The 26,977-nt window shown below is 69.8% G+C and carries 29 protein-coding genes and 1 tRNA gene; 18 read left to right on the forward strand and 12 right to left on the reverse strand.

The annotated features are described in order from the left end of the window. Nucleotides 1–3: 3 nt before the first annotated feature. The 3 genes from ACGF0J_RS10350 (at nucleotide 4) to ACGF0J_RS10360 (ending at nucleotide 1,450) form a co-directional block, all read left to right on the forward strand. A complete protein-coding gene (locus ACGF0J_RS10350) occupies nucleotides 4–732 on the forward strand; it encodes an HAD-IA family hydrolase (protein ID WP_393144104.1) in 729 nt (242 codons plus the stop codon). Nucleotides 733–748: 16 nt separating this feature from the next. Then, nucleotides 749–821, forward strand: a tRNA-Ala gene (locus ACGF0J_RS10355). 116 nt (nucleotides 822–937) lie between these two features. Further along, entirely contained in the window at nucleotides 938–1,450 is a 513-nt protein-coding gene (locus tag ACGF0J_RS10360) for a hypothetical protein (RefSeq protein ID WP_393144106.1), read from the forward strand. A gap of 43 nt (nucleotides 1,451–1,493) precedes the next feature. Here the strand turns inward: ACGF0J_RS10360 and ACGF0J_RS10365 are convergent, their stop codons facing one another. After that, on the reverse strand, nucleotides 1,494–2,111 hold the full coding sequence (locus ACGF0J_RS10365; protein WP_393144108.1) for a site-specific integrase: 618 nt from the start codon (nucleotides 2,109–2,111) through the stop codon (nucleotides 1,494–1,496). A gap of 81 nt (nucleotides 2,112–2,192) precedes the next feature. Between ACGF0J_RS10365 and ACGF0J_RS10370 the strand changes: the two genes are divergently transcribed. Next, the gene (locus tag ACGF0J_RS10370; protein ID WP_393144110.1) at nucleotides 2,193–2,492 is read left to right on the forward strand and encodes a helix-turn-helix domain-containing protein; all 300 of its coding nucleotides are present in this window, start codon (nucleotides 2,193–2,195) and stop codon (nucleotides 2,490–2,492) included. A 107-nt stretch (nucleotides 2,493–2,599) separates the two neighbouring features. After that, the gene (locus ACGF0J_RS10375) at nucleotides 2,600–3,439 is read left to right on the forward strand and encodes a helix-turn-helix transcriptional regulator (RefSeq protein ID WP_393144112.1); all 840 of its coding nucleotides are present in this window, start codon (nucleotides 2,600–2,602) and stop codon (nucleotides 3,437–3,439) included. Nucleotides 3,440–3,452: 13 nt separating this feature from the next. On the opposite strand, the gene ACGF0J_RS10380 is transcribed toward ACGF0J_RS10375, so the two are convergent. Continuing rightward, the gene (locus ACGF0J_RS10380) at nucleotides 3,453–4,988 is read right to left on the reverse strand and encodes a long-chain fatty acid--CoA ligase (RefSeq protein WP_393144114.1); all 1,536 of its coding nucleotides are present in this window, start codon (nucleotides 4,986–4,988) and stop codon (nucleotides 3,453–3,455) included. A gap of 635 nt (nucleotides 4,989–5,623) precedes the next feature. Between ACGF0J_RS10380 and ACGF0J_RS10385 the strand changes: the two genes are divergently transcribed. Together ACGF0J_RS10385 and ACGF0J_RS10390 are read left to right on the forward strand one after the other, a co-directional pair. After that, nucleotides 5,624–6,088 (forward strand): RNA polymerase sigma factor, encoded by a 465-nt coding sequence (locus tag ACGF0J_RS10385; RefSeq protein WP_393144116.1) that lies wholly within the window; start codon nucleotides 5,624–5,626, stop codon nucleotides 6,086–6,088. Between the two features lie 127 nt (nucleotides 6,089–6,215). Further along, nucleotides 6,216–6,800: a hypothetical protein gene (locus ACGF0J_RS10390; protein WP_393144118.1), complete on the forward strand. Its 585-nt coding sequence runs from the start codon at nucleotides 6,216–6,218 to the stop codon at nucleotides 6,798–6,800. 105 nt (nucleotides 6,801–6,905) lie between these two features. Here ACGF0J_RS10390 and ACGF0J_RS10395 read toward each other — a convergent pair whose 3' ends face one another. Together ACGF0J_RS10395 and ACGF0J_RS10400 are read right to left on the reverse strand one after the other, a co-directional pair. Then, nucleotides 6,906–7,859: a GlxA family transcriptional regulator gene (locus tag ACGF0J_RS10395; protein ID WP_393144120.1), complete on the reverse strand. Its 954-nt coding sequence runs from the start codon at nucleotides 7,857–7,859 to the stop codon at nucleotides 6,906–6,908. 129 nt (nucleotides 7,860–7,988) lie between these two features. After that, complete coding sequence (locus ACGF0J_RS10400) at nucleotides 7,989–9,095, reverse strand: hypothetical protein (protein ID WP_393144122.1); 1,107 nt, start codon at nucleotides 9,093–9,095, stop codon at nucleotides 7,989–7,991. Between the two features lie 239 nt (nucleotides 9,096–9,334). On the opposite strand from ACGF0J_RS10400, the gene ACGF0J_RS10405 reads away from it, so the two are divergent. After that, the gene (locus ACGF0J_RS10405) at nucleotides 9,335–9,814 is read left to right on the forward strand and encodes a hypothetical protein (RefSeq protein ID WP_393144124.1); all 480 of its coding nucleotides are present in this window, start codon (nucleotides 9,335–9,337) and stop codon (nucleotides 9,812–9,814) included. 139 nt (nucleotides 9,815–9,953) lie between these two features. Here the strand turns inward: ACGF0J_RS10405 and ACGF0J_RS10410 are convergent, their stop codons facing one another. The 3 genes from ACGF0J_RS10410 to ACGF0J_RS10420 form a co-directional block, all read right to left on the reverse strand. Then, nucleotides 9,954–10,604 (reverse strand): hypothetical protein, encoded by a 651-nt coding sequence (locus tag ACGF0J_RS10410; protein ID WP_393144126.1) that lies wholly within the window; start codon nucleotides 10,602–10,604, stop codon nucleotides 9,954–9,956. 65 nt (nucleotides 10,605–10,669) lie between these two features. Next, nucleotides 10,670–11,572: a sigma-70 family RNA polymerase sigma factor gene (locus ACGF0J_RS10415; protein WP_393144128.1), complete on the reverse strand. Its 903-nt coding sequence runs from the start codon at nucleotides 11,570–11,572 to the stop codon at nucleotides 10,670–10,672. 73 nt (nucleotides 11,573–11,645) lie between these two features. After that, nucleotides 11,646–12,044, reverse strand: coding sequence for a VOC family protein (locus ACGF0J_RS10420; RefSeq protein WP_393144130.1), 399 nt, complete (start codon nucleotides 12,042–12,044; stop codon nucleotides 11,646–11,648). A 280-nt stretch (nucleotides 12,045–12,324) separates the two neighbouring features. On the opposite strand from ACGF0J_RS10420, the gene ACGF0J_RS10425 reads away from it, so the two are divergent. Continuing rightward, nucleotides 12,325–12,933: a maleylpyruvate isomerase family mycothiol-dependent enzyme gene (locus ACGF0J_RS10425; RefSeq protein WP_393144132.1), complete on the forward strand. Its 609-nt coding sequence runs from the start codon at nucleotides 12,325–12,327 to the stop codon at nucleotides 12,931–12,933. A 235-nt stretch (nucleotides 12,934–13,168) separates the two neighbouring features. Here ACGF0J_RS10425 and ACGF0J_RS10430 read toward each other — a convergent pair whose 3' ends face one another. Beyond that, nucleotides 13,169–14,389 (reverse strand): cytochrome P450, encoded by a 1,221-nt coding sequence (locus ACGF0J_RS10430; protein ID WP_393144134.1) that lies wholly within the window; start codon nucleotides 14,387–14,389, stop codon nucleotides 13,169–13,171. A 405-nt stretch (nucleotides 14,390–14,794) separates the two neighbouring features. On the opposite strand from ACGF0J_RS10430, the gene ACGF0J_RS10435 reads away from it, so the two are divergent. From ACGF0J_RS10435 to ACGF0J_RS10450, 4 genes are read left to right on the forward strand one after another with little or no spacing between them, the layout of a single operon-like run. Next, nucleotides 14,795–17,188 (forward strand): nitrate- and nitrite sensing domain-containing protein, encoded by a 2,394-nt coding sequence (locus ACGF0J_RS10435; RefSeq protein ID WP_393144136.1) that lies wholly within the window; start codon nucleotides 14,795–14,797, stop codon nucleotides 17,186–17,188. Beyond that, complete coding sequence (locus ACGF0J_RS10440; RefSeq protein WP_393144969.1) at nucleotides 17,188–17,619, forward strand: roadblock/LC7 domain-containing protein; 432 nt, start codon at nucleotides 17,188–17,190, stop codon at nucleotides 17,617–17,619. The genes ACGF0J_RS10435 and ACGF0J_RS10440 overlap by 1 nt, the downstream gene beginning before the upstream one ends. Continuing rightward, on the forward strand, nucleotides 17,616–18,014 hold the full coding sequence (locus ACGF0J_RS10445; protein ID WP_393144138.1) for a DUF742 domain-containing protein: 399 nt from the start codon (nucleotides 17,616–17,618) through the stop codon (nucleotides 18,012–18,014). The genes ACGF0J_RS10440 and ACGF0J_RS10445 overlap by 4 nt, the downstream gene beginning before the upstream one ends. Further along, entirely contained in the window at nucleotides 17,995–18,594 is a 600-nt protein-coding gene (locus tag ACGF0J_RS10450; RefSeq protein WP_393144140.1) for an ATP/GTP-binding protein, read from the forward strand. Before ACGF0J_RS10445 ends, ACGF0J_RS10450 begins: the two co-directional genes overlap by 20 nt. Nucleotides 18,595–18,681: 87 nt before the next feature. Here the strand turns inward: ACGF0J_RS10450 and katG are convergent, their stop codons facing one another. Both katG and ACGF0J_RS10460 read right to left on the reverse strand, forming a co-directional pair. Beyond that, nucleotides 18,682–20,913 carry a catalase/peroxidase HPI gene (gene katG / locus ACGF0J_RS10455; RefSeq protein WP_393144142.1) on the reverse strand — a complete coding sequence of 744 codons (2,232 nt, stop codon included), beginning with the start codon at nucleotides 20,911–20,913 and terminating at the stop codon, nucleotides 18,682–18,684. A gap of 44 nt (nucleotides 20,914–20,957) precedes the next feature. Beyond that, nucleotides 20,958–21,395 carry a Fur family transcriptional regulator gene (locus tag ACGF0J_RS10460; protein ID WP_393144144.1) on the reverse strand — a complete coding sequence of 146 codons (438 nt, stop codon included), beginning with the start codon at nucleotides 21,393–21,395 and terminating at the stop codon, nucleotides 20,958–20,960. 325 nt (nucleotides 21,396–21,720) lie between these two features. Between ACGF0J_RS10460 and ACGF0J_RS10465 the strand changes: the two genes are divergently transcribed. Further along, nucleotides 21,721–22,611, forward strand: coding sequence for a M23 family metallopeptidase (locus ACGF0J_RS10465; protein WP_393144146.1), 891 nt, complete (start codon nucleotides 21,721–21,723; stop codon nucleotides 22,609–22,611). 123 nt (nucleotides 22,612–22,734) lie between these two features. Here the strand turns inward: ACGF0J_RS10465 and ACGF0J_RS10470 are convergent, their stop codons facing one another. Next, nucleotides 22,735–23,085: a DoxX family protein gene (locus ACGF0J_RS10470; protein ID WP_393144148.1), complete on the reverse strand. Its 351-nt coding sequence runs from the start codon at nucleotides 23,083–23,085 to the stop codon at nucleotides 22,735–22,737. 109 nt (nucleotides 23,086–23,194) lie between these two features. Here ACGF0J_RS10470 and ACGF0J_RS10475 point away from each other — a divergent pair, with 109 nt between their 5' ends. Then, nucleotides 23,195–24,094 (forward strand): LysR family transcriptional regulator, encoded by a 900-nt coding sequence (locus ACGF0J_RS10475; protein WP_393144150.1) that lies wholly within the window; start codon nucleotides 23,195–23,197, stop codon nucleotides 24,092–24,094. Here the strand turns inward: ACGF0J_RS10475 and ACGF0J_RS10480 are convergent. After that, a complete protein-coding gene (locus ACGF0J_RS10480) occupies nucleotides 24,081–24,674 on the reverse strand; it encodes a DinB family protein (RefSeq protein WP_393144152.1) in 594 nt (197 codons plus the stop codon). The genes ACGF0J_RS10475 and ACGF0J_RS10480 overlap by 14 nt on opposite strands. Before the next feature lie 75 nt (nucleotides 24,675–24,749). On the opposite strand from ACGF0J_RS10480, the gene ACGF0J_RS10485 reads away from it, so the two are divergent. The 3 genes from ACGF0J_RS10485 to ACGF0J_RS10495 all read left to right on the forward strand — a co-directional run bounded on the left by ACGF0J_RS10485 (nucleotide 24,750) and on the right by ACGF0J_RS10495 (nucleotide 26,958). Next, nucleotides 24,750–25,406 (forward strand): HNH endonuclease family protein, encoded by a 657-nt coding sequence (locus ACGF0J_RS10485; protein WP_393144154.1) that lies wholly within the window; start codon nucleotides 24,750–24,752, stop codon nucleotides 25,404–25,406. Between the two features lie 372 nt (nucleotides 25,407–25,778). Next, a complete protein-coding gene (locus tag ACGF0J_RS10490) occupies nucleotides 25,779–25,964 on the forward strand; it encodes a hypothetical protein (protein WP_393144156.1) in 186 nt (61 codons plus the stop codon). A gap of 142 nt (nucleotides 25,965–26,106) precedes the next feature. After that, nucleotides 26,107–26,958, forward strand: a complete 852-nt coding sequence (locus ACGF0J_RS10495; protein ID WP_393144158.1) for a DUF72 domain-containing protein — start codon at nucleotides 26,107–26,109, stop codon at nucleotides 26,956–26,958. The last annotated feature ends 19 nt before the right edge of the window (nucleotides 26,959–26,977 follow it).

The raw sequence follows: 26,977 nt of genomic DNA on the forward strand, positions 1-26,977 counted from the left end.
GCGATGAGTGACGTCGTCCCCATCAAGCTGGCGTGCCTGGACCTGGCCGGCACAACAGTCGGTGACATCGCCATGGTCGAGCGCGCGTTCGCTGAGGCGATCGCCACGCAGGGCATAGTCCCCGGGACCGGAGCGTACGCGCGTGCGATGGTTCACGTGCACCGGTCCCGGGGCTGTCCCAAGATCGATGTCTTCCGGGGGATCTTCCCCGACAACGAGGTCCAGGCCCAAGCGGCGAACCTCACGTTCGAACGCTCCTACGAAGGCGCCCTCGAACGAGCAGGTCTCGTCGCCATGCCCGGAGTCATCGAAGTCCTCGACAAACTTCGCGGCTCCGGCATCCGGCTCGCCCTCATCACCGGCTTCAGCCGCACCACCCTGAGCCGCGTCCTGAGCGTCCTCGGCTGGGACGACAAGATCGACCTGGCCATCTCCCCCGAAGACGCGGGCGGCCGCGGCCGCCCCTGGCCCGACATGGTCCTGCACGCCGTCCTCCGCCTCGGCATCGAGGACGTCCACCAGGTGGCCGTCATCGGCGACTCGGAGAGCGACATGCTCTGCGGCCGCCGCTCCGGCGCCTCCATCGTGGCCGGCGTTCTGACCGGCGTCCACAGCCGCGAACGCCTCCTCAAAGGCGGCGCCACCCACATCCTCGACTCGATCGCCGACCTCCCCAGCCTGATCCTCAGCGACGACGTGGCCCCGCACCACACAACCGCTCCGGCCGGGTAAGCTATCTTCGATCGAAGGGGCCTTAGCTCAGCTGGCAGAGCGCCTGCTTTGCAAGCAGGATGTCAGCGGTTCGAATCCGCTAGGCTCCACCGCAGGTCAAAGGCCACTTCCCATGATCGGGAAGTGGCCTTTTCGCTCTCGTACAGCAGCGAAGTACAGCTACGCGTTCAGCCGGGGTCGCGCAAGGCCAAACAAAACCACGATCATGATGTACGTGGCACTACTCAGGTTGCTGGCGCTAGGCCTTCTCAGCGGAGTCGCAGCGCTGCCCTTCTTCTGGATTCAGCGTGGCGACACCTTCGAGCACGCACGGCTCGCAGCCCTGATGGCGCTGGTTGTTGGGCAGGTCGTAACCGTTCTGCTTGGGTTGCTGGTCGGCATCGTGCTGTCCGCCACGCGATCGTGGACGCGCACACCTGGCTATGTCCTGGGTGCGATCACGACCGCGTTCGGCGTGATGGTCGCAACGCAGGCTTGGGCCACGATGAACTGGCTCGACGGACGACCTTCCGGGGTTGGTGATCCAGACGGCGAGTTCGGCATGGCGCTCTTTGCCCTTTTCTCTGGTGTGGCCACGGCCTTTGTCGGCGTGCTCGTCCTTCTTTTTCGCTGGACCGGCTACGAGTCACAAGCAGCATTGGCACGTCAGCCGTCCTCGTGTGGCGGTGGCAGGGGAAGCCTTCAGTCCTCCTCACACGTTGAAGGCCATGCCCTGTGATCGAGGGAATGGCCTGCTTAACCTTCGTCTGTGCTGGACACTGCTAAGACTCCAACTGATCACCGAGCTTCTTCAGCGCTTGGCGCGTGTCGTTGACAGTCGAGACTTCGCTGTACACGTTCATGGTCACGGAGATCTGTGAGTGGCGGAGGATCTGCATGGCCACGCGCGGGTGGACGTCGAGGGCGACGAGCAAGGACGCGCAGGTCTTGCGGGTCGCGTGGACGTGGACCTTGCGAACTTCGGCCTTGCCGCAGGCGTTCGCGAAGCTGCGCCGGAGGTTCGACGGCTCCACCGGTCGGCCGCTGGCGGTGGTGAAGACGAGGCCGGTCTCGTGCCAGTTCTGGCCCGCTGCTTCGCGGGCGGCGTCGCGTGCCCGTTGACGGGTACGGAGCGCTGTCGTGACGATCTCGGGGAAGGGGAGCGTGGCGTCGGAGGCGTCGGTCCTGGTGCGGCGGTGTAGCAGCTTGCCGGCGACCCGCTGGAGTTGCCAGCCGATCGTCATCTCGGCCTGGTCGAGGTCGACGTCCTCCCAGCGCAGCCCGAGTGCTTCGCCGAGGCGGAGGCCGAGGACGAGGACCAGGACGTAGGCCGGGTACATCGGGTCTTCGCGGTTGCGCGCGCCGACTCCAGGAAGGTCCGTGCCTCGTCGACGGACCACGGCTTGACGGTTCAAGAAGTGGAACCGCGCCAAGCACGTTGAGCAGGCCGGAGGGGGAGAGTCCCTGCGGAGACCCGGCGCGTGATTGACGATTTCCTCGATGCCTGGCAGCTTGCCCAGCGCCGCAAGAGCGTCGCTCTGACGCAGGGCGAGGTTGCCGTCCTGATGGGTGTGACCAAGGCGCTTGTCTCGCAGATCGAGCGTGGCGAAGTCTCGTCAGTGGACGTGGTGGCCCGTTATGTGGAGGCCATTGGCGGACGGCTTGAGCTCACCGCCAGCTTCCCCGGCGGCACCTACCGGCTACGCGCCGGCAAGATGAGGAAGCCGTGTAAACGACATTTCGAGTTCAGGGGCTCGCGTATCGAGTCGTACCGCGAGTGACCCCGGGATTTCTTCCCGTAGCCGGCCAGCCGTCTTGTAGGGGAAGATCGAGCGGTACGGCGGTGGCCGGGCGCAGCCTACTGACCCTTGGGAAGAAGGGTGGAGTGATGTCGCACACCTGGCGCGGCTGGTGTCTCCTTCGGCCCGGTCTCATGTTGTACGGCGGCGCGGTCGGCGGCAACGACCTGCATGCGCATCACGCGGTCCAGCTCATCGTCGCCACCGAGCCCTTCACCATGGCTGACGCCCACGGCGGGCGGCTGACCACGAGCATCGCCGTCATCCCGCCCGACACCGGTCACACGGTGCTGACCGGCGCTCGCGACGCCCTGCTCGCCCACCTGGATCCGCGCAGTCTGCCGGGCCGGTCCCTGCTCGCGCGCTCCGGCACCGGGCCGGGGGCTTCGTCCTGGTCGCCGTCCGCCGCGCGGACCGGTCAGGGCCCTCTGCCGATCGCCGCCGGGAGCTCGCAGCCGGCGAGCCGCGTGGGAACGCGGCCGCTCATGTTCACCGAGCCGCCGGTCGGTCACGCGCGCTCGGCCGAGGCTGCGAGCGCGCTGCGTGCCGTCGAGGCGTGGAGCGGCCTCGTCGGCCCCGGCGGCACCAGCGGCGTCCCGCCGCACCCGGCGGTGGAGGCGGCGATCTCCGTCATTCCCGCGCTCCTGGCAGGAGGACCCGTAAGGCTGCGGGCGGTCGCGGACGCGGTCCACCTGTCGCCGAGCCGGCTCGCGCACGTGTTCAGCGCGCACGTGGGGATCCCGCTACGGCCGTACGTGGGGTGGCTGCGCCTGCGGCGGGCCATCGACCGGGTGGCCGCCGGGGAGACGTTGACGGCGGCCGCGCACACGGCGGGGTTCACCGACGGCCCGCACTTCACCCGGGCCTTCCGGCGCACCTTCGGCAACGCGCCCTCCGAGCTCGCCGCCGCGATCGACTGGTTACCCTGATTCCGGCGCGTCCCTAGCGCAGCTCACGCTTGAGGATCTTGCCGGTCGCGGTCATCGGCAGGCTCTCACGGAACTCGATGGTCCGCGGGTACTTGTAGGCCGCCATGTTCTCCCGGCACCAGGCGACGAGCTCGGTCTCACTCGCCGTCGCGCCGGTCGACGGGACGACGTACGCCTTGACCTCCTCCCCGTACGAGCCGTGCGGCACGCCGACCACCGCCGCCAGCGAGACCGCCGGATGCGTCATCAGCACCTCCTCCACCTCGCGCGGGTAGACGTTGAACCCACCCCGGATGATCATGTCCTTGGTGCGGTCGACGATGGCGTAGTAGCCGTCCTGGTCGCGGGTGGCGATGTCGCCGGTGCGGAACCACCCGTCTCGCAGGACCTCTGCGGTTTCCTCGGGCCGCCCGTGGTAGCCCTTCATGACGTTGTGACCGCGGATGGCGATCTCGCCAGGCCCCTCGCCCTGGATGGTGTTCCAGTCGCTGTCCACCAGCCGCATCTCCACCCCCCAGAGGGGGAAGCCGATGGTGCCGGGCTTGGTGGGTCGGCTGAGCTGGTTGAAGCAGGCCGCGGGCGACGTCTCCGACAGGCCGTAACCCTCCAGGATCGCGGTGCCGAACGTGGCCTCGAAGTCCTTGAGCACCCCGACCGGGCAGGCGGCCGCCCCCGACACCGCCACCTGCAGCGTCGGGGGCACCTCGGCCTCGTCCGCGTGAATCTTCGACAGCATCGCCCAGTACATGGTGGGCACCCCGGCGAACATGGTCACCTTCTCCCTGCGCATGAGTTCCAGCGCTTGGCCGGGCTCGAAGCGCGGCAGGAGCACCAGGGTGGCGCGGCGGCGCAGGCTCACGTTCATGACCGAGGTCTGGCCGAAGGAGTGGAAGAGAGGCAGTACGGCGAGCGTGACGTCACCCTCGGGATCGGCGGGGAACATCTGGTCGCTGACCATGGCGTTGATCAGGAGGTTCGCGTGAGTGAGCTCGGCGCCCTTGGGCCGGCCGGTGGTGCCGGAGGTGTAGAGGATGGCCGCGATGTCCTCCGGCCCGGTTTGTATCGTCTCGAATTCCCCGGGCATCCCGTCCAGCGCTGCCCAGAACGACTCGCCGTACTCCGACTCGGTGGCCAGCGGCGTGGCGGGCAGGACGAAGAAGTGCTCACAGCCCTGCGTGCCGTCGAAACCCTCCCGCCCACGCGCCCCCATGGGCAGCTCATCGGTGCCCTCGAAGCAGAAGAGTGCCTTGGCGTCGCTGTCGGTCAGGTGATAGATGATCTCGCGCGGCGGCAGCAGCACGCTGAGCGGGACCACGGTCGCCCCGGCCTTGAGAATGCCGAAGTAGACGAACGGGAAGTAGGGCAGGTTCGGGCAGAGCAGCGCCACCTTGTCGCCCCTGCCGAGCCCCCGCGCTACCAGCAGGTTGGCCACTTGGTTGGCGACGGAGTCCACCACGGCGTACGACAGGCGCAGGTCACCGAGGACCAGGGCGGTCCGGTCCGGCGCGTTGCGGGCGCTGTCTTCCAGAACGATCGACAGGTTGAGCATCGTGCTCCTCTCGTCGGAACGCGTCGTCCGTCCCCAGGATGCTCCGGCGGATCACGGCAGCACTTGTACGAACGTGCCGACGTAAGGAGCTTGCCTCTTCGGTCGCTGAAATCGACTTCCTGTGCCCTGGCAACCGGACGGGAACCCCATGGATCCGGACAGGGCGCGCCCGGGCTCATTCCGACGATGGCCTCCAACTGCTTCGATCCTGATCAGAACCGAGAGCGGACGCGCTCAACGCGGTGCAGGCCGATCTGGAGCAGCCCGGTGTCCTGAACGGAGGAGGGAACGGCCGGCGTGTGCTCGGGCCGCGGGTCGGGGAGGTGACGGTGGCCCGCTGGTCCACTCGGAGGCCGACGGCGAGGGCGCCGGTGCGTGTCCGGTGTGCGAGCCGGTGGCCGGAGGGGTGACCACTCGGCGCGTGCGATGAAGCGGACCGGTATCGATTGTCCGGCCATTCCCGGGACGGCTCCGAAATGTCCGGCGGCGCTCCTGGTGGTGCCCGGTCCGCCCGTCACGAATGAACTCATCCAACGAGGCGGCCGAGGCATGCGACTTTGTTCGGCCTCCATCGCCTGGACGAAAACGGAGAGGGCCGTGGCATGAATGTCACAGAACGACGCTGGCATGTCCTGATGGCGCATCGGCCGCGACTGCTGGCCCTGGCCGCGCGCATGGGGGCGGGTGCGGACGCGGAGGACGTCGTCCAGGACGCGCTCCTGCGCACCGCCACCTTCGCCGGCCTGGAGGAGGAGCGGGCGTGGCCCTTCCTGGCCACCGTCACGGCGCGACTCGTGGTCGACCACCACCGCCGAACGACCCGCGAGCAGGTGTTACGCCGCCACGCGGCGCTGATGCCGCGCCCCAGCGGCTTCGAGGACGCCGTGGCCGACTGGGACGAGGCCCGGCGTGCGGCAACCCTGATCGCGCTGCTCGACCCCGAGATCCACCGCCTGCTGCGCCTGCGGATGGAGGGCGCCACCTGGGCGCAGATCGGTGTCGCGCGCGGTGAATCGGCCGCCGCCGTCGAGATGCGCTATCGCCGTGCGACGGCCCCCGTGCGGCGGGCCGTCGGCCGCGCGGCCGGAAATCGGAAATGAATTCTGTCGAGCTTCTCGCCCAGGGCCGTACTACTAGTGAAAGGTTCATTCGCTCAGGCCGATATGCGATTCTTCGCGATCGCGGAAAAGGACAGCCATGAGAAGCCTGCGAAGGCGTATTCCGCTCGTGCGACATGCTTTTGTCGTGCTGCTGGCGGCGGCGCTCGCCTGCCTGACGCTCGCGCCCGCAGCGGGAGCGTCGAGCACGATGTCCCTGAGGGTCTCGTCGTCCCCGGCGGATCCGGACACCGAACTGGCCACCACGGAGAACGGCGAGGAACCGCTGGACGCCATCTCCAGCGAGGAGTATCTCGCGAAGCTCGCCCAGAACGACGTCATGGTCTCCGCGGAGGAACGGGCCGAGATCATGGCGAGTTCCTGCTGGATCTGGACCGGTTACCGCGGAGGCAAGAACCGCGCCGGCCAATGGCTCTGGAAGTATTTCCAGCGGATGGACTACTGCCGCGACGGCGTCCGGATCACCAGTGCGCACTTCTACCACAGGTGGCCCGAGGTCTACATGGTGGGCTGGACGTTCAAGAACCACGAGTCGCTGGCGACCAACGGCGGCCGGGGATCGACCCAGTGGCGCAAGCGGACCCAGGGCGTCTTCTGCCTTGTCCCGTACCTCAGTTGCATTCAGGAGTCCCACCCCTGGGTGGACATGACCGTCTTCGGTAACGGCGCGAAGTCCTTCAGCGCCGGCGGCTGACACCGGGCGGGAGACGGCGCCGGCCCGGGTGCTCCCGGGCCGGCGCTCCGTGTCGTTCACCGCGACCACGAGGCGACCGGACGTCCGCGACAACGAACGCGAACGTCATGATCGCCCACGGAACCGTGACGGCGAGACCCCGGCCCAGGCCACGAACGCCTGCCGTAAGGACTCGGCGGAGGCGAACCCGCACCGCCGGGCGATGGCGGCGACCGGCTCGCGGGTCCCGGTGAGGAGCTGGGCGGCCGCTTCGAGGCGCGCGTCGCGGACCAGCCGCGAAGGGGTCCGGCCGACACACTCGACGAACAGCCTGCTCAGATGCCGCTCGCTCACCCCGGCGAGCGCGGCCAGGCGGGTGACGCCGAGATCCTCGTCCAAGTGGCTGACCACGTGGTCGATGACCCGCCGGACCAGGACCTGGTCGGCGTGCGGAATCTGGTTGAACAGGCTCACCTGCGCCTGGTTCCCGGGACGTTTGAGGTAGGTGACCATGCCCATGGCCACCCGACGGGCGAGCTCGGCCCCGTGGTCCTCCTCGATGAACGACAGCGTGAGATCCAGAGAGGCCGTGACCCCGCCTGATGTCGCGACCGTGCCGTCCCGGACGAAGATCGGCGCGGGATCGACCCGCACCTGCGGGAAACGGGTGGCGAGCCGTCCGGCCTCGTACCAGTGCGTGGTGGCCCGGCGGTTGTCGAGCAACCCGGCGGCGGCCAGCACGGTCGCCCCGGTGCACACGGACGCGACCCGCCGCGACAGCCGGGCGAGCCGCACGACCTGGCTGACGAACCGGCGGTTGGCGGCGGCGATCTCGTGCCCCTGGCCACCCGACACGATCAGGGTGTCGATCGGACCGTCCATCGTGTCGATCCGGCCCTGCCCGGGCAGCTCAAGACCGGAGTCGCAGCGTACGGGCCGGCCCATCGGAGTCGCGAACACGACCCGGTACGTCGGGTCGGCACCCTGCCGGTTGGCGTAGTCGAAACCGGTCGTCACACACGCGACGTCGACGAGCTCGATGCCGTCGAAACCGATGACGACCACCAGCCGCCCTGCCATGGCTCCACCCTACGGGTGAGCGACGGCATGGGCGACGAGATATGTGACAGGAATCCTGGGGAAGGCGAACCTGGACAGGCGTGGATGTCCTACGCGGCCGACACTCGCCTCCGGGGGGCGTCGTCGTGTCTATCGGCCCGGCAGCGGCTGCTGCTCCCCGTAACGGATGACTTCCGTGTCGAACTCTCCCATGAGGCCCAGCGAACCTGCCGCACCCATGGCGATCCCTGCGGACAAGAACACCCCCTTCACCCGCTTAGTGAAATCGGCGAGCGACGCGGCGAGTTGCGCGGCGGACGCCTCCTTCGCCGCAATGAGCGTCGGGTTGTATGTCGAGAGAGCGGTGAGGGCCAAGATTCGCAGCACCTGGGCGCCCACCAGGCCGAGCATCACGGCATACGCCGTGTCCAGCGCCTTGACCGTGACGCGGAAAGTGTCGGCGCGCATGATCAGATATGCCTCAAACCTCTTGAGGGCCACGTTGAAGTCCTCCAGACGATCTCCGGCCGCCCTGCTGGCCGCCCCTTTCCACCTCTCGAATCGGCCGGGAATCGCCGACGCGGCATCCCTGAGACCCTTGACCTTCGAGCGAGCGTCGTCGTAGGCGTAGAGCGCCTTGTCGATCGGCTCGTCGGAGGGGACGACGAAGAGACCGGCCAGTGCCATGATCATGAGGCCTTGCATGGTCATCCTCGAGGCGAGTGTGCCCAAGGTGTATATTCCTGCGCTCGATCTGGCCAGTTGTGACACCGGTCCTTTGATCTTGTTCAGGTCCATCAGGGTGAGGGTTGCGGCGGATGTGGCCATGGTGCGAAAGGGGTTTCTTCCCTCGAAATGGCCCTCATGGCGGTTCGACTTGATCCATGAAGGCTCAGCGGGTTGGTATGTGGCGGACGGGTTCGTTTCGAATAGTTCGCCGACACCGCGCTTGAGGTTGGTTATCCGGGCGTCGGTGAGCTTCTCGACGTCCATATAGATGACACCGTTGTTGTAGAACGTGACACCCATCCTGTGGGCCGCGTGCAGGCCACGCAAGGCGTTATCGAAGTCCGATTCGACCACCTCATTATATTTCCAGCGGAACAGCTCACCGACCACCCCCATCCCCACTGGGGGCAGCTTGGCGACGGACAGGTCGTCGGCGGCCAGCTTGAATCCTGCCCGCAGGGCTGCCGAGTCTTCGGCGGCGCCCATAGGTGCCGCGAAATTCACGTCTATCCCATCGAACTCGCCCATGCCAGGCCTCCATGTCGCACTCACCTAGGTGCGGGGCAGGATATACCTGGATTTCCGGTAATCAAGGGTGATTCGCCGTGACGACTCCCGTGGCCATCGTCGAGGGCTGAGGGCGATCGTGGCGGGCCGGGTGGTCAGGAACCTCGGCGTGCCGGCGATGCGTTGTGAAGATCTTTCGCTGCCGCGCATGACGTGGGAAGCTGCGATGCCGATCCAGAGCGGGACAGAGGATTAGATGGATGCTGCGCCGCAAAGCACGGCAGGACCCGCGCCCAAGCGACGCTGAGACGGCTGAGTACATGCGCTCCCTGGCCGAACTCTTCGTCGAGCACACGCGCGAGGAGGGCCACTCCTTCGACTGGGATCCGGCGTTCATCCATCACCTTGACAACTACTGCTCGGAGGTCACCGCTTCGCGGCCGTCCCCCGAGGCGGTCCACAGTGTGATCATGGGAGCTGGGGCGTACCTGGGCGAGATGATCGTCCGCAACAGCGACTGGACGTGGGTGTACTGCACGGACCAGAACGCCGCCGCCGTCGAGAGCGCCGAGGGTCTTCGCGGCTACCCGCACAACAAGGTCGCCAAGTGCATGCATGACGGGCCCGGGCACGACCTTGCGGCGTTCTACGAGTACGCCGTCACGGGTCAGACGCCGCACGGAACCACGGCCCGTACCGTCAAGCCCTCATGGTGGCAGCGGCTGAGGTCGCGCGCGTGATCGTCGTGCTGTCGGCGGCTTGCGGCGTGATCGCGTGATCGTCACCGCAGTCCGTGGACCGGTTCTGATGGTGTCGGGCAGTACGGGCGGCCATCTGAGGCGGGTCGCAGGCCCTTGACGACGTGGCGGAGCGGGTCGATCACCGCGATCCGCGCGGTGGCGGCTGCCGGGGGCGGGGAGAGGAGTGGGTCAGGCGGTTGTTGACGAGGCGTTGTCGTTCGGTCGAGAGACCACGAGCGGTCATGGCTCTACGCAGCAGATCGGCATCGAATCCCCGTGCCGCCAGGTGGTCGAGGAGAGGTTCGTATCGATCTGGCCGATCGCGCAGGAGCTCTGTGGCCAACCGCAGCTCCAGGCGGACCACGGGAACGCGATGCGAGCCACACGTGATCATGACGTGGTGCCGCCACGGGCCACGGCCGATGCACTCCATCTCGTCGGAGTCGGTCTCCTGCTCGACCGTGCTGATTTCCAGATGGACCCCGTTCACCTCGTACCTGGCGAAATACTGCGAACTTGCGGGGAGCCAGGAGGCCGCGTACAGGCAGGGAAAGGACGAAAGGGCGGCTGCGAACGCGTCCACGTCCTCCCGCCGGGACACCAGGAGATCGACATCTCCGACAGGAAGCCGAACACCTTGGAGCAGGGCGGCGCCTGTGCCACCCACGCGGTACTCCGGGTCGAACCCCGCGGCCCGCAAGGCGGTGAGAGCCGTTTCCAACGCCGATGTCACGTCCGCCAACCGTAAAGATGCCTCTCCGGTGCCCATGACGATCAGCGTACTGATCACGACTCGCCAAGGTCAGTACTCCGCCTGCCGGGCACACGATCTCGGCGGCGCGGGGGTTGTCACAGTCATTCCGCCCGCGACGTGGTGACTAAAGCAGGGTCCGGCAGGCGCATCGAGGCGAGCCTGACGGGGTCGGCCACGATCGCGATGGCGGCGATCCGGCCGTCGGCGACCGTGAACGAGATGATCGACAGCGGGGTTCCGTCCTCGCGCCACGACACGTACCCGGGAAGGCCGTTGACGAGCACCGCGCGATGTCGCGCGACTGCGCCGGAGAACATCCGCGCACCGGCGGCGACGGCGGTGGCGCCGAGGGTGACGACCACCCCGTCCGGGGTGTCGACCGTCAGCTTCACGTCCGGGTCGAGCACGCGCAGCAGCGCCTCGAAATCGCCGCGGGTCGCGGCCGCGCGGAAGGCTTGGATGGCCTGTCGTTGTTCCCGCCCGACGGTCGCCGGTCGCTCGGTCGCCCGCACCTTCCTGCGAGCGCGGCTGGCGATCATCTTGGTGGCGTCGGCGGACCTGCCGAGGATCTGGCCGATCTCGGCGAACGGCACCGCGAACAGGTCGTGCAGCACGAACGCCAGTCGCTCGCTCGGTCCGAGCGAATCGAGGACGGCCAGCAGCGCGAGGTCTACCGATTCGGCCATCGCCACGTACTCGGCTGGTTCAGCGCCGTCGTCGACCGTCACCACCAACTCGGGCAACTCACCGTCGTAGGGGGCCTCGGGGCGGGTCTGGCGGGTGCGCAGGACGTCCAGGCTGATTCGGCCGACCACCGTGGTCAGCCAGCCTGCCAGGTTGTCGATGGTCGTCGCGTCCTGGCGGGCGAGCCGCATCCAGGCCTCCTGGACCACGTCCTCGGCGTCGGCGTGCGATCCGAGCACGCGGTAGGCGACCGCGCTCAGCCGGCCCCGCTGCGACTCGAACGCCTCGGCCACCAGGTCGGTGCGGCTGCTGTCAGTCATGTTCGCGCTTCCTCGCATCTGCCCGCTCGTGGCCGCCCATGATGGGCTCGGATCGCCGTGTTGTCCCCGCCGGTCAGTCGGCCGCGCGGTTTCGGCGCTGCTGGCGCAGCGAGATCCGGTTGCCGTCCGGATCCACCGCCTCGATGCGGACACCGAACGGGTAGTCCACCGGTTCCGGCTCCTCGAATGTCACGCCTCGCCGGCGAAACACCTCGAAGTCCTTCCTCAGGTCGTCCGACTCAAGGATGAGCGGACCGGGCGCGGTGCCTGGCTCGACCGGTTGTCCCGCGGCCGGCGCATGCGACCAAAGAATGATCTTGACTGGACTGCCGGGAACGGTCACGGTGAGGAACCGTCCGTCAGGCCCCGGATAGTCAGCCTCCTTCTCCAGGCCGAGCCCTTCGGTGTAGAACTTCAGCGCGCGATCCTGGTCGGTGACGTAGACCGTCACATACATGAGGTTTGTCAGCATCTGGTCTCTCCAACTCGTTGTCGGTCCGGCTGCCGTGGGACAGGCGGCCGTCGCCTGTATGACGGGCGCGGGCGCCAGAAGGTAACGGGCCGTCCCCTCCGCGTGGGGGCGTGTGCGGTGCCGGCGTCGGCGAGCTGCGCGAACATCGCCATGAGCGACGATTTCGTGCCGTGGCGAGAGTCTTCCCTACGACCGTCCTTACCGATCCGATGCGAGGACTCCTGTGACGTACCCGGAACCGAAGGGAAGAGGCAGTCGCGCGGGCGGCCTCTGGCCGCTGGTGCACGCTGAGCGAGCGGCCCTGGCGGCCGACCTGGCGAACCTCACCGACGAGCAGTGGGCGACGCCGTCGCTGTGCGACGGGTTGACCGTGCGCGAGGTGCTGGCGCACCTCACCGCGTCGGCGAGCCTGAACGGTGTGCGGTGGCTGGCGGGTGTGATCCGTTGCCGGTTCGACTTCGACAAGCAGGTCGCCGTGCGGCTGGCCGAGCAGTTGGGGGCGACGGCGGCCGAGACGCATGACAGGTTCCGCCGCGTCATCACGAGCACCACCAGACCACCTCTCCCGATCATGGCGATGCTGGGCGAGACGATCGTGCATGGCGAGGACATCCGGCGGCCGTTGGGCATCCGTCACGCCTACCCGGTCGAGACCCTCACTCGGGTGGCGGAGTACTACCGCGGCTCGGACCTCGTCGTCGCCGCCAAGAGACGGATCGCCGGCCTGCGGCTCGTCGCCGACGACGGCCCGTTCGCCACCGGCTCGGGGCCGCTGGTGTCCGGGCCCACGCTGGCGCTGGTGATGGCGACGACCGGGCGCTCGGTGTACTGCGACGAACTCGACGGTGACGGCGTGGAGATCCTGCGCGACCGGCGCCACATGAGGTGACGATCCGGACGGGGAGATGGTTCTCGGGGTGCTGAACGTGCTCGCGGGCGCGGTCACGAGCCTCGCCAGCGCCGTGTTCAGGTGGTGCCGTGGGACTCGCCGGGAACGGCCACGACCGGAGGCGTCGACGAAGGAGCCGCCTGAGGCGGGATGCCCAGGAGGCTCTTCGTCGGGTGGATGCGCGCGCTCAGCGGACGCGCGTGCGCTGGTCTCGACGGGTGGCGGACGTGCCGCGTCAGGGCTTGGCGAGGCCGAGGTCGATCGGCAGGGACAGCGGGCCGATCGTGAAGAACGACGGGGAGTACGGGATGTCGTCGGGGTCGATCGCGAGGCTGAGATCCGGCAGCCGCCGGTACAGCGAGGCGAGCGCCAGCCGGCTCTCCAGCCGGGCCAGCGGCGCCCCGATGCAGTAGCGCGGGCCGTGGCCGAAGCCGAGGTTCGCGGTCTGCTCGCGGGTGATGTCGAACTCGTTCGCGCCGGCGCCGTACTCCGCCGGGTCGACGCCGCTCGCCTGGTAGACCACGCCCACCGCCCGGCCCTTCGGGATGTGCACCCCGGCGATGGTCACGTCCTCGGCGGTGAAACGGAAGCTGGTCATCATCACCGAGTGGCGGTGGCGCAGGGTCTCCTCGACCACGTCGGCCCACCGGTTCTCGGCCTTGGCCAACGCGAGCTGGTCAGGGTTTCGAGCCAGGGCCACGACGGCGTGCCCGAGCAGGTGGACGGTGGTCTCGTGGCCGGCGACGAGCATGAGCCACAGCACGCCGACCAGTTCGTCGGTGGTGAGCCGGTCATCCTCGTCGCGGGCCTGGACGAGGCCGGAGGTGAGGTCGTCGCCCGGCTCGCGCTGTTTGCGCTCCACCAGTTCGTGCAGGAAGGCCTGGAGGTCGTTCTGCGCCGCGAACGCCACCTCCGGCGGGGTGGTGTGGGCCAGCAGCGTGGCGGTCCAGTTCCGCAGCCGGAGGCGGTCCTCGGCCGGAACGCCGAACAGTTCGCAGATCACCCACATCGGCAGCGCCTCGGTGAAGGTGGGGACCAGGTCGACGCCGTCACCGGCGGCCACCACGTCGTCCAGCAGGCTGTCGGTGATCTGCTGGATGCGCGGCTCCAGGGCCTGTGCGCGGGCGGGGGTGAACGCCCTGCCGACCAGGCCGCGCAGCCGCCGGTGGTCGCCGCGGTCCATGGTCGACAGGTGACCGCCCTGGACGATGGCGCGGAGCGGCCAGTCCTCGGGGATGGATCCGTCGTGCAGGGCGGGCCAGTGCTTCGGGTCCCGCAGGAAGGTCTTGTTGTCCCCGGCGAGGATCTCGCGGACGGCCTTGTGGGTCAGTGCCAGGTAGGCGGGCACGCCGCCGGGGAACTCCACCTCGACCACGGGAGCGATCTCGCGCAACCGGAGGCAGGTGTCGAGAAGGTTCTCATCCACGGCGGGGAACGCGGGGAGGTTTGTTGTCATCTGACGCCTTTGGGGGAGAAGAGCGGTAAATGGCTGGCGATCTTATGAAACCTGCGCCGCGATCTAGGAACAACACGAGTCCGTGATCGGTGATGAGATGGTTACCTTCCGTACGCTCGGAGCCGGGTCTCGCCGGGCCGGCCGGCCGAACGCCAGGTGCCGCCCGCCCCGGGAGGCTGGGGTCGTGCTTCACTGGTCACCAGCGAATGCGTGCCGGACGTGCAAGCGTGGCGGAACCCCTGACGGGCCGACGAAGCGGGGGCTTTCGACTCAACTGCCGTATGGCTACTATCGGGCACCGATCGCCTACTTTGGTGATTTTCGTCATGGTGTGCACCGATCGTTGAGGAGAGTGTCCGTCACGTGGCTGGATGGGGCGGGGTCGGGCGACGACGAAGCGAAACCGTGGGCGACGAGAACGGGCCGGCGGAGGCGACCGACGGCCGGCCGCGGCGACTGGCCGGCGCCCGCCGCCTGCCCCTGCGCACCGTGCTGATCATCGTGGTGGTCGTGCCGAGCATCACCTTCGCCCCGCTGCTGGCCTCGGGCATGTTCCAGCTTTCGAGCCTGTGGCGGGCGGAGCAGGCCCAGATGGACCTGGCCACCACGGTTGTCGGCCAGCCCGCGGCCGACCTGTTCTTCAGCCTCGACCGGGAGCGACGACTCACCGCGGAGGTGCAGGCCAACCCCGGCGGCACCGCGCGCGACAAGCTCGCCAAGCAGCGCGCCGAGACCGACCGGTCCGTGAACGCCTTCCGCCCGCTGGCGACGCTGGACCCCGCCGACGCGCAGGAGGGGCTCACCGACGCCATCACCCGGACCGTACGCGACCTCGGACTCCTCGACCAGCAGCGCCAGGCCGTGGACGCCGGGTGGGCCGGCGAGCAGAAGGCGTTCGACTACTACAGCGGCGTCATCGAGTCGGACCTCGGCGTGTTCGGCGCCCTCAGCCAGGTCGATCACGTCGAGGTGAGCAGCAAGGCGCAGACGCTGGTCGACCTCTTCTGGGTCGTCGACATGATCGGCCGCGAGGACGCCGTGCTGGCCCGCGGCTGGAAGAAGGGCTACCTGACGAGGGACGAGTACGGCCTCGTCACCGACGCCATCGGCACCAGGAAGCACCTCCTGCGGTCCCGCGTGATCCCCAGCCTCACCGGCGACGAGAGCCGCTACCGGACGCTGACGAGCAGCAAGGCGTGGGAGACCTTGACCGCTCTGGAGGAGCGGCTGGTCGCCTACGGCGTCGGCACCGAGAGCGACCGGGTGGCGCTCCGCGAGATCGGCACGGCGTGGCGCGGCTCCGTGGAGACGGTCACCGAGCAACTCGTGCAACTCCTCGGCCTGCGCCTGGAGAACGTCTCCAGGATCGGCTACGCCCACGCCAACACGCTCTTCGTGGTCTTCATGAGCATCACCACCGTGGGACTGCTCGCCCTGGCCCTGGTGATCTTCACGAGCTGGCGCCTCACCTCCATTCTTCGCCGGCGCATCCTCCACCTGCGCCAGGAGGCGCTCCAGCTCCAGGAGCGGCTGCCCGACGTGGTCGCCCGGCTGGAGCGCGGCGAGGAGATCGACGCGGACGCGGAAGTCCACCTGGTCGAGCCCACTCCCGACGAGCTCGGCGAGCTGGGGCAGGCCCTCAACCTGGCCAGCCGCAGCGCCGTCCGCACCGCCGTACGGCAGGCCGAACAGCACCGTGGCTTCCAGCGCATGCTCCAGCGCATCGCCCGCCGTACCCAGATCCTCATCGGCCTGCAGTTGAAGAAGCTGGACGAGCTGGAACGCAGGCACGAGGACCCCGAGGTGCTGGAGGGCCTGTTCGACCTGGACCACCTCACCGCCCGGCTGCGCCGCTACGAGGAAAACCTGGTGATCCTCGGCGGCGGCCAGCCGCAGCGGCGCTGGCGCAAGCCGGTACACCTGCTCGACGTCCTGCGCGCCGCGCAGGGCGAGGTCCAGGACTACCGGCGGATCTCGATCGACGTCGAGGGCGAGACCTGGGTGGCCGAGCGCGCTGTCGGACCGCTCGTCCACGTCCTGGCGGAGCTCATGGAGAACGCCACGACCTTCTCCAAGCCGCTGACCCCCGTCGAGGTGCGGGCCGCACCGGTCAGCCGGGGCATCGCCGTGGAGATCGAGGACCGCGGCCTCGGCATGGAGCCCGAGCAGTACACCGCCGCCAACGCCCTGATGCAGTCGCCGCCGCAGCTCGACGTGATGACCCACGCCGACGACGTGCGCCTCGGTCTGTACGTGGTCGCTCGGCTCTCCGCCGGCCTGGGCCTCCAGGTGGAGCTGCGGCCGTCGGCATACGGCGGCACCCGGGTCATCGTGCTGCTGCCGGAACCGCTGGTGGTGGACCGTCCCCGCGCGGTGCCCGGCCCGGCCGCGCAGCCGGAGGAGCCCGCTCAGGTCTCCGCCGGGCCGCAGCCCCACCCGCAGGAGACGGCGGCCCCGGAAGGGCAGTTGCCGACCCGCTCCAGGGGCCGCGCGATGGCGTACGTGACAGCGGCGGCCGGACCGCCGGACCAGGACGACACGGCACCGCCCTCCGCCCGCCCGCCGCTGCCCCAGCGGGTGCGCCAGGCCAGCCTGGTCACCGAGCTCCAGGCTCCGGCGGACAGGAGCGGCCAGACCGACCAGGAGACCTGGGCCGTACGTGACCAGCCGAGCCGATCAAGTGCCACGATCGGCGCGTTCCAGAGGCAGTCCCGCAGACGCCGGACCGGCGACGACGCCACGCAGCCCCGGCCGGACGGATCCCCCGAGCCCGGCTCCCCTAAGACGGAAGATCGATGATGACGCAGCGAACCACCGCCACCAACACGGACCTGGACTGGCTGCTGGACGGCCTGGTCGATCAGGTTGCGGGCACCCGGCACGCCGTCGTGCTGTCCGACGACGGTCTGGTGATCAGCCGGTCCCGGACCATCGAACGCTCGGACGCCGAACGCCTCGCCGCGATCGCCACCGGCCAGCAGAGCCTGGCTCGCGGGGTCGGGCAGCTCTTCAGCGGCGGGCAGGTCCACCAGGTCATCATCGAGATGGCCGACCTGTGGCTGTTCGTCACGGCCGCGGGCCGCGGCACCCATCTGGCCGTGGTCGCGTCCCAGGAGGTCGACGCCGAGCTGATGAGCGTCGCGATGCACACCCTGATCCAGCAGGTCGGCCAGAAGCTCGGAACCGACACGCGTGCCCCGCAGGCCCCTGACGCGGGGGGACACGGATGAAGCACTGGACGGAGGGCTTCGACGACGATGACGCCGACGAGCCCCTTGTCCGTCCCTACACGATCACCGGCGGGCGGACCACGCCCGAGCGGGACGACCTGACGCTGATCACCCTGCTGACGGCGATCTCCGCGGTGTCTCCGGAGGCCGGGCGGGGCTCCCGGAGGCTGCAGCCGGAGCACCGCACCATCCTCGCTCTGTGCAGGCGGCCGCTGGCGGTGGCCGAGGTCGCCTCCGCGCTGAACCTCCCGGTGTCGGTGACGAAGATCCTCATCGGCGACCTGATCGAGAACGGCCAGTTGCGCGCCCGGCCGCCGGTGGCGTTCGCACAGACAGGCGGCTTTCCCGGCATCACGATCCTTGAGGCGGTGAGGGATGGTTTACGCAAGCTCTGACCACGGGGACGCCGCTCCCCTGGCAGTGAAGATCCTGATCGCCGGTGGTTTCGGCGTGGGGAAGACGACTCTGGTCGGCGCGGTGAGCGAGGTCCCTCCGCTGCGTACGGAGGAGTACCTGACCCACGCCAGCGTCGGCGTCGACGACCTGGAGGGGGTGAGCAGCAAGTCCACCACCACCGTCGCGCTGGACTTCGGCCGCATCACCATCAACAGCGAGGTCGTGCTCTACCTGTTCGGCACGCCCGGCCAGGAACGCTTCTGGTTCATGTGGAACGACCTGGTCAACGGGGCGATGGGCGCGGTCGTCCTGGTCGACACCCGGCGGCTGGACGTGAGCTTCGCGTCGATCGACTTCTTCGAGAGCCGCGGCATCCCGTTCGTCGTCGGCGTCAACTGCTTCCACGGCGTCAAGGACCGGACACAGGAGGAGATCCGCAGGGCGCTCGACCTCGATCCGCAGGTGCCGCTGGTGCTCTGCGACGCCCGCGACCGGACGGCGGCCCGCGACGTGCTGCTGGCGCTCATCGACCACCTGATGGCCGCCCGGTCGCGCCCCGCACCGCACACCGTGGCCTGACGGAGGCGTCCCGTCCGGGTCCGGGGCACGGCGGGGACACGCCGCCACGTCCAGGCCGGCCGGTGCGGCCGGCCCGGACGCCGGGGATCAGGCGAGGTCGAACCGGTCCAGGTTCATCACCTTGTCCCACGCCGCGACGAAGTCGCGGACGAACTTCTCCTTCGCGTCGTCGCCGGCGTAGACCTCCGCGAGGGCGCGCAGCTCGGAGTTCGACCCGAAGACGAGGTCGGCGCGGCTGCCGGTCCACCTGACCTCGCCGGTGACGGCGTCGCGACCCTCGAACGTGTTCGCGTCCTCGGACGTCGCCTTCCACGTCGTGCCCAGGTCGAGCAGGTTGACGAAGAAGTCGTTGGTCAGGACCCCGGGCGTCGTGGTGAGGACGCCGAGCGGCGACTGCTGGTGGTTGGCGTTGAGGACGCGGAGGCCACCCACGAGGACCGTCATCTCCGGAGCGCTCAGGGTGAGCAGGTTGGCCCGGTCGATGAGCAGGTATTCGGCCGCCAGCCGGTGGCCCTTGCCGAGGTAGTTGCGGAAGCCGTCGGCGGTCAGCTCCATCGCCGCGAACGACTCCACGTCGGTCTGCTCCTGCGAGGCGTCCACACGGCCCGGCGTGAAGGGCACCTGGACGTCGAAGCCGGCCTCCTTGGCGGCCTGCTCGACGGCCGCGCACCCGCCGAGCACGATCACGTCGGCGAGCGAGACCTGCTTGCCGCCGGTCTGGGCGGCGTTGAAGCTCTTCTGGACGCCCTCCAGGACGCCGAGCACCAGCGCCAGCCGGTCGGGGTCGTTGACCTCCCACCCGTTCTGCGGCTCCAGCCGGATGCGCGCGCCGTTGGCGCCGCCGCGCTTGTCGCTGCCGCGGAAGGACGAGGCCGACGCCCACGCGGTGGAGACGAGCTGGGGGACCGACAGGCCGGAGGCGAGGATCTGGGCCTTGAGCGCGGCGATGTCCGCGGCGTCGATGAGCTCGTGCGTCACCGGGGGCAGGGGGTCCTGCCACAACAGCGTCTCGGACGGGACCTCGGGGCCGAGGTAGCGGGCGACCGGGCCCATGTCGCGGTGGGTGAGCTTGAACCAGGCTCGGGCGAAGGCGTCGGCGAACTCGTCGGGGTTCTCCAGGAAACGCCGCGAGATCTGGTCGTAGATCGGGTCCACGCGGAGCGAGAGGTCGGTCGTCAGCATCGTCGGGGCGTGCCTCTTCGCCGGGTCGTGCGCGTCGGGGACGGTGCCGGCTCCGCCGCCGTCCTTCGGCCGCCACTGGTGGGCGCCGGCGGGGCTCTTGAACAGCTCCCACTCGTAGCCGTACAGGATCTCGAAGAAGCTGTTGTCCCAGGTGGTCGGCGTGTCCGTCCAGATGCCCTCAAGGCCGCTGGTGATCGTGTCGCCGCCCTTGCCGGTGCCGAAGCTGTTGCGCCAGCCGAGTCCCTGCTCCTCGATCGTGGCGGCCTCGGGGTCGGGACCGACGTGGTCGGCCGGGCCGGCGCCGTGGGTCTTGCCGAAGGTGTGGCCGCCCGCGATCAGGGCGACCGTCTCCTCGTCGTTCATCGCCATCCGGCGGAACGTCTCACGGATGTCGCGGGCCGCGGCGAGCGGGTCCGGGTTGCCGTTCGGGCCCTCCGGGTTGACGTAGATGAGGCCCATCTGCACCGCGCCGAGGGGGTTCTCCAGCTCGCGGTCGCCGGTGTAGCGCTCGTCGCCGAGCCAGGTGGTCTCGGGACCCCAGTAGACGTCCTCGTCGGCCTCCCAGACGTCCGCGCGGCCGCCGGCGAAGCCGAAGGTCTTGAAGCCCATCGACTCCAGGGCGACGTTGCCGGTGAGGATCAGCAGGTCGGCCCACGAGATCTGCTGGCCGTACTTCTTCTTGACCGGCCACAGCAGGCGGCGGGCCTTGTCGAGGTTGCCGTTGTCCGGCCAGCTGTTGAGGGGGGCGAAGCGCTGCTGACCGGCCCCGGCGCCGCCGCGGCCGTCGCTGATCCGGTAGGTGCCCGCGCTGTGCCAGGCCATCCGGACCATGAGCGGGCCGTAGTGGCCGAAGTCGGCCGGCCACCAGTCCTGCGAGGTCGTCAGCACCTCGGCGATGTCGCGCTTCACGGCCGCGAGGTCGAGCGACTTGAACGCCTCGGCGTAGTCGAACTCCTCGCCGAGCGGGTTGGCGACGGCGGGGTTCTTGGCGAGGATCCTCAGGTTCAGCCGCTCCGGCCACCACTGACGGTTTCCGCCGCCCTGCGTCGGGTGCGGGGCGCGCCCGTGCGCGACCGGACAGCCACCTCCGTCCTCCGTCTTGGCGTCTGTGACGATCGCATCATGGTTCTCAGACATGGGGATCCTTCTGGACTAGGCCTGGGCTGGGCAGAGCATGGTGCTCAGGAACTGCGGGCGGTGGAACAGTCGGGGCACAGACCCCAGTAGATGACCTCGGCCTCGTCGATCGAGAAGCCGTGGCTTTGGGCCGCGGTCAGGCAGGGCGCCTCGCCGACCGCGCAGTCCACGTCGGCGACGACACCGCACGAGCGGCACACGACGTGGTGGTGGTTGTCGCCGACGCGTCCTTCGAACCGGGCCGGGCTGCCGGCCGGCTCGATGCGGCGTACGAGCCCGGCCGCGGTGAGCGCGTTGAGGGCCTCGTACACGGCCTGGACGGAGATGTGGCCCACGCGTTCGCGCACCCCCGAGGCGATCGCCTCGACGTCGAGGTGGTCACCGTCACGGACGGTCTCGAGCAGTGCGGCGCGGGCGGCCGTCACCCGCAGGCCTGCCCCGCGCAGCTCCTCGGCGACGGTCGGAGTCCTGGGTGAGGTCATGGCGCCAAATCTACCGCCGTAAACACGATGAATACAAGAAAGCGAGTAGATCAAGTTAGAGGGGTGTCGCGGGCGCCCAGATCGCCAGCGAGGGGATCCTTCGGATACATGGTCACAACGGGTCCGACGGCGGAACAGGCGATGAATCGTCCGGAGTTCCCTTGACAGCGGCCCCGCTTCCCCCGGACCCTGATCATCACGCCGTCGATCTTCCTCTGTCGTCGCGGGCTCGACGACATCAAGAAATTGGGCGCCTGACCGTACCCCCCTTTTGCCCGAAGAGGTGAGCATGCCCACCACCAGCAGGCCGATGACCCTCCGGCCCGTGACCCTTGCCCTCCTGCCCGCCCTCGCGGCGGCGCTGCTTTCCCCGGCCGCCCCGGCCCAGGCCGCCGGCGCTCTCGCCGTCTCCCACAAGAGCCCGTTCAACTGCGGGAAGACCTTCTACGCCAACAACTGGAGCCCCGGCCACAACCCGTCGGGATCCCTCGACTGGCAGAACCACGGCGGCGACGGCATCAACGGTGAGACCGTGCGCGCCACCGCCGCGGGCACCGCGTACTTCCACGACGCGGGAAACAGGAGCTACGGCAAGTGGGTGGAGGTCCGGCACAGCGACGGCTCCCGGACCCGCTACGCCCATCTGGCGAGCATGGCCCGCTCGGCCGGCGGCTCCATGAGCGTCGGCCAGGGCACCGCGATCGGCACCGTCGGCTCGACCGGCGGCTCCAGCGCCCCGCACCTGCACTACGAGCAGCGGACCTCCGGCGGCGCGATGGACACCAGCCCCACCGTGGACGGCGTCACCGTGTACCTGGGCCAGAAGAAGGCCGTCCGGAGCAGCAACGCCTGCGGCGGCACCAGCACCCCCCCGCCAAACCGCGACACTCCGGCGAACCGCTACACCCCGGAACAGGTCTGCGGCAGCGGCTACAAGGTCATCGACTCGGCCGGCCTCGTCGGCGGCAGCACCTACCTGCTCTACAACGCCGGTAACGGCAACAACTGCGTCGTGACGCTGAAGACGGCGAACGTCGGCTCGCGGTCGTCGGCGTCGGCCTTCCTGGAGCCGCAAGGGGCGACCAGGGCGACCGACTCGGGCAGCTACGAGTACTACGCGGGGCCGGTGCGGCGTGCCGCGCCCAAGCAGTGCGTCAGGTGGGGCGGCTCGATCGGCAGCAGCTCCTACACCAGCCCCTTCGAGCACTGCGGCTGACACCTCGCGGCTGGGCCTCACCGTCCGCGGCGACGGGGAGGCCCCGCCCGCTCACGGCGACGGGAAGGCCCTGCCCGCTCACGACGACGGGAAGCCCCGCCCCCCATGGCGGCGGGAGTCTCGTCAGCCCGTGACGGCCAGAGCGAGGGACGCGACGGCGAGCGCGAAGAAGCCGCCGGGAACGGCGATGTTGTGGAACACCCGGGCGCGCACGTGAATCACGAGGGCGCCGAGGAAGAACACGACCAGCCCGGCGGCCGCGGCGATCCCGATGAACGGGACACCCGCCGGCCCGAGGAGCAGCCCGGCGGCCCCGGCCGCCTTCAGGGCGCCCAGCAGCGGGATCCAGGACGGCGAAAGACCCAGCTCGCCCGAGTTGGCGAGGACGAACCTGGCCCGTGCGAAGTCGGCGGCCGCGGCCCCGGCGTTGACCACGGCGGTGACGACGGTCACGACGACATAGGCGGTGAACATGCGTCTGGCGTCCGATCGTGTGGGAGGTGGGAAGGCGCTCCCCAGCGCCAAACCAAGCCTCACCGAACGGCGGCTTGGCGTCCAATACCTGCATCTATAACCTGACGGCATGGACGTGGACACGCGGCTGTTGCGGTACTTCGTCGTGGTGGCGGAGGAAGGGAGCCTCACCCGCGCCGCCGAACGCCTGTTCGTCTCGCAACCGGCGCTGACCAAGCAGATCAGGCAGCTCGAAACACTGCTGGACACGCGGCTGTTCACGCGCTCCCGGGCCGGCATGGCCCTCACCGAACCCGGCAGGGCCCTGGCGGAACGGGCGCCCGCCCTGCTGGCCGGCTGGGACCGGACGCTGCGGGAGACCAGGCAGGCGGCCGGCCGGGCGGCCAAGGTGCTGCGGGTGGGCTTCCTGGCCAGCGCCGCCAACGAGCTGACCCAGCACATCGTCGCGGCGTTCGCCCGCCGCCGGCCGGGGTGGCGGGCCGACATGCGGCAGGCCCGCTGGTCCGACCCGACCGCCGGGCTCGCCGGCGCGGACGTCGACGTCGCCCTGCTGCGCGTGCCCTTCCCCGGCCAGGAGAACCTGAGGCTGGAAGTGCTGTTCGCCGAGCCCCGCTGGGTGGCGCTGCCCGCGGCGCACCCGCTCGCCGCGCGCGACCTGATCCCGTTCCGGGAACTGTGGGACGAGCCGTTCGTGGCGGCCCCGCCCGAAACGGGCCGGTGGCGGGACTACTGGCTGGCCGCCGACGAGCGGGAGGGCAATCCGGTGCGCGTCGGCGCCGTCACCGACCAGCCCGACGAGTGGCTGAGCGCGATCGCGAACGGCTACGGCGTCGCCCTGGCCCCCGCATCGGCGGCCCGCTTCTACGCCCGCCCCGGCGTGGTCTACCGCCCGGTCAGCGGCGTCAGCCCCAGCCACGTCGGCGTCGCCTGGGCGCCCGCCGACGACACCGACCCCGTCGTGCGGGACTTCGTCCGCTGCTGTACGGACAGCAGGCCTACTCCCCGGTGAGGCCGTCCACCGACTCCCTGATGAGGTCGGCGTGGCCGTTGTGCCGCGCGTACTCCTCGATCAGGTGGACCAGGATCCAGCGCAGGCTGGGCGCCTGCCCGTCGGGCCAGGAACGTCTGGCCGGCCGGTCCAGGCCGCCGTCGGCCAGCGCCTCCGCCACCAGGGAACGCGACCGGGCGACGGCGTCCTGCCAGAGCGCGCGGAGCTGCTCGGGCGAGTCGTCGGCCGCCGAGTGCCAGTCCCAGTCGGGGTCGGCCTGCCAGTCCACCGAGTCCCACGGGGGCCGCCGGTCGCGCCCGTGCAGCCACCGGGTGGTCCAGTCGTCCTCGACGTAGGCGAGGTGCTTGAGCAGCCCGCCGAGGGTCATCGACGAGGCGCCGACGGTCGCCCGCAAGCCGTCCGCGTCCAGCCCCGCGCACTTCCACGCCAGCGTCGCCCGCTGGTAGTCGAGGAAACCCAGCAGGGTGGCGGTCTCGCCGGCCGCCGGGGGAGGCTCGGGCCGGCCCTGCTCGTCCACCTGCTCCTGCTCGTCCGACTGTGTCATCGGCTGCGTCATGGGCTCTGTCATGGGCTCTGTCATGGGCGGGCAGTCTAGGCCCGCCTCCCGGAGAACGCGAGGCTGCCGTCGCCCGGAATTGCTGATAAGGGTGGAATCATGATCTCCCTCAGGAGGACGGTCCACGTCACCGTGCTCACCCTCTCGGTCCTTCCGCTCGGCGCCGTCGCCGCCCCCGCCGAGGCGGCGGCCGAGTTACGCGAGCGATCACAGGCCGAGGCCGCCGGGGCGCGGGCCCGCCAGTTGCTGGCCCGCCTCAAGGTCGCCAGGGCCCTGTCGATCCGCGGCTACAGCCGGCAACGGTTCCAGCCGCGATGGGCGCACCACAAGGGGACGTGCGACGCCCGCGAGGTGGTCCTGGCCCGCGACGGGCGGCGGGTGCGCAGGAACGCGGCCTGCCATCCGGTGAAGGGCGTCTGGTACAGCCCGTACGACGGCAGATGGCTCAGGAGCGAGAAACAGGTGGACGTCGACCACCTGGTGCCCCTGGCGTACGCCTGGCGGTCGGGCGCCAAGAGGTGGAGCCAGGCACGGCGGCGCGCCTTCGCCAATGACCTCACCCGCCCTGAACTGATCACGGTCAGCCACTCCGCGAACATCGCCAAGGGCGGCCAGGGCCCGCAGAGCTGGCGTCCCCCGCGCCGCGCCTACTGGTGCCGCTACGCCACCTCGTGGATCACCGTGAAGCACCACTACCGGCTCTTCGTCACCCGCAACGAGCGCGTCGCCCTGCTCAACATGCTCCGCACCTGCTGAAACCGCGGGTCAGCGACGCCAGGACGAAGGTGCAGGCGAGCGTCGAGGTGGCGCGCGGGTCGCGAGGCTAGGCTCCGAAGTGCCGGGACATCGCCATGAAGGGATCCGATCATCAGCAGCGACTCATTCTCTCCGTGGGAGGACCGGGCGAGGCCGGCGCGCCGCCGCGTCACCGAGGCAGCGGTCCTCGGCGCCCATGGCCAGAGCCTCGCCGACGTCGCCCAGTGGACCTGCCCGCACGGCCAGCACGCCGGGAACGGCTGCGTCGCCTGCTACGACGCGACAGCCGACGGCGATCCGGAGCTGCCGCTCTGGGAGGTCGCGGCGTGGTTCACCACCGAGCGGCCGATCCCGATCAGGGCACTGCAGGACGTGCACCGCCACGACCGCGACCTCGCGCTCACCCAGCCGTCGACCCCGCTCGTCTACCTGCTGAGCGCACAGGTGCGAGCCGCCCTGGGCGCGGAGGCGGTGGCGGGCGTGGTGGGGTTCCTGGTGCAGAACCGGCACATCGTCGACGCGTTCACCGTGACGGAGATCCGCGCCGCCCACTCCTGAGCGCGGCTGGGCTGGGCCAAGGTCTGGCCGCACGGCCCACACCCGAGCCGGGTGACCGGAACCGCGCTGCTGTCGTACGGGCCCGGCAGAGACGCGCCGGCCTCGCGGAGGCAGCCGGCCTGATCTTGGGTAGCGTCGGGGCATGCGGCTTCATGTGGGATGCGCGATGTGGCAGCACACGCCGTGGCAGGGCCGCTACCTGCCGCATCCGCTGCCTCCCGGCGAACGCCTGGCGGCGTACGCGACCTGGTGCAACGCCGTGGAGGGCAACACGACGTTCTACGCCACGCCGGCCAGGGCCACGGTCGAGTCATGGGCACGGCAGACGCCGCCCGACTTCCGGTTCGTCGTGAAACTGCCCAGACCCGTCACGCACGAACGCCGTCTCGCCGGCGCCGACGAGGAGCTGCGCGCGTTCCTGGAGACGATGGAGCCGCTCGGGCCGCGCATCCACGCCCTGTGGGTGCAACTGCCGGGCTCGTTCGGGCCGGACGACCTCGGCACGCTCGCCACGTTCCTGCGCCGGCTGCCCAGCTCGTACCGGAGCGCCGTCGAAGTGCGGCACCGGGCGTTCTTCGCCGACGAGCGGGCCGCGCGGCTGCTGGAGCGGGTGCTGTCGGGCGTCGGCGCCGAATGGGTGCCGTTCGACACCGTCACGCTGTTCGGCAGCCCGCCGGACACCGACGCCGAACGGGACGCCTGGACGAAGAAGCCCCGCGTGCCACGCCGGTCGCTCGCCCTCACCGACCGCCCGATCGTGCGCTACCTCGGCCGCGACGACCAGGACCGCACGGTCGAGGGCTGGCGGCACTGGGTCGGCACGGTCGCCGGCTGGCTGCGCGAGGGCCGCTCGCCCACCGTGTTCGTGCACACCCCGGACAACGCCGACGCGCTGCCGCTGGCCCGCCGCTTCCACGACGCCGTACGCGCCCTGCTCCCGCAGCTAGACCCCCTGCCCGACCCCATCCCCGCCGAGCCGCCCACCCTCTTCTGACCGCACTCGTGCTCCCACC

Origin of the sequence: Nonomuraea sp. NPDC047897 (assembly GCF_043204415.1) — a bacterium.
Lineage (GTDB): Bacteria > Actinomycetota > Actinomycetes > Streptosporangiales > Streptosporangiaceae > Nonomuraea.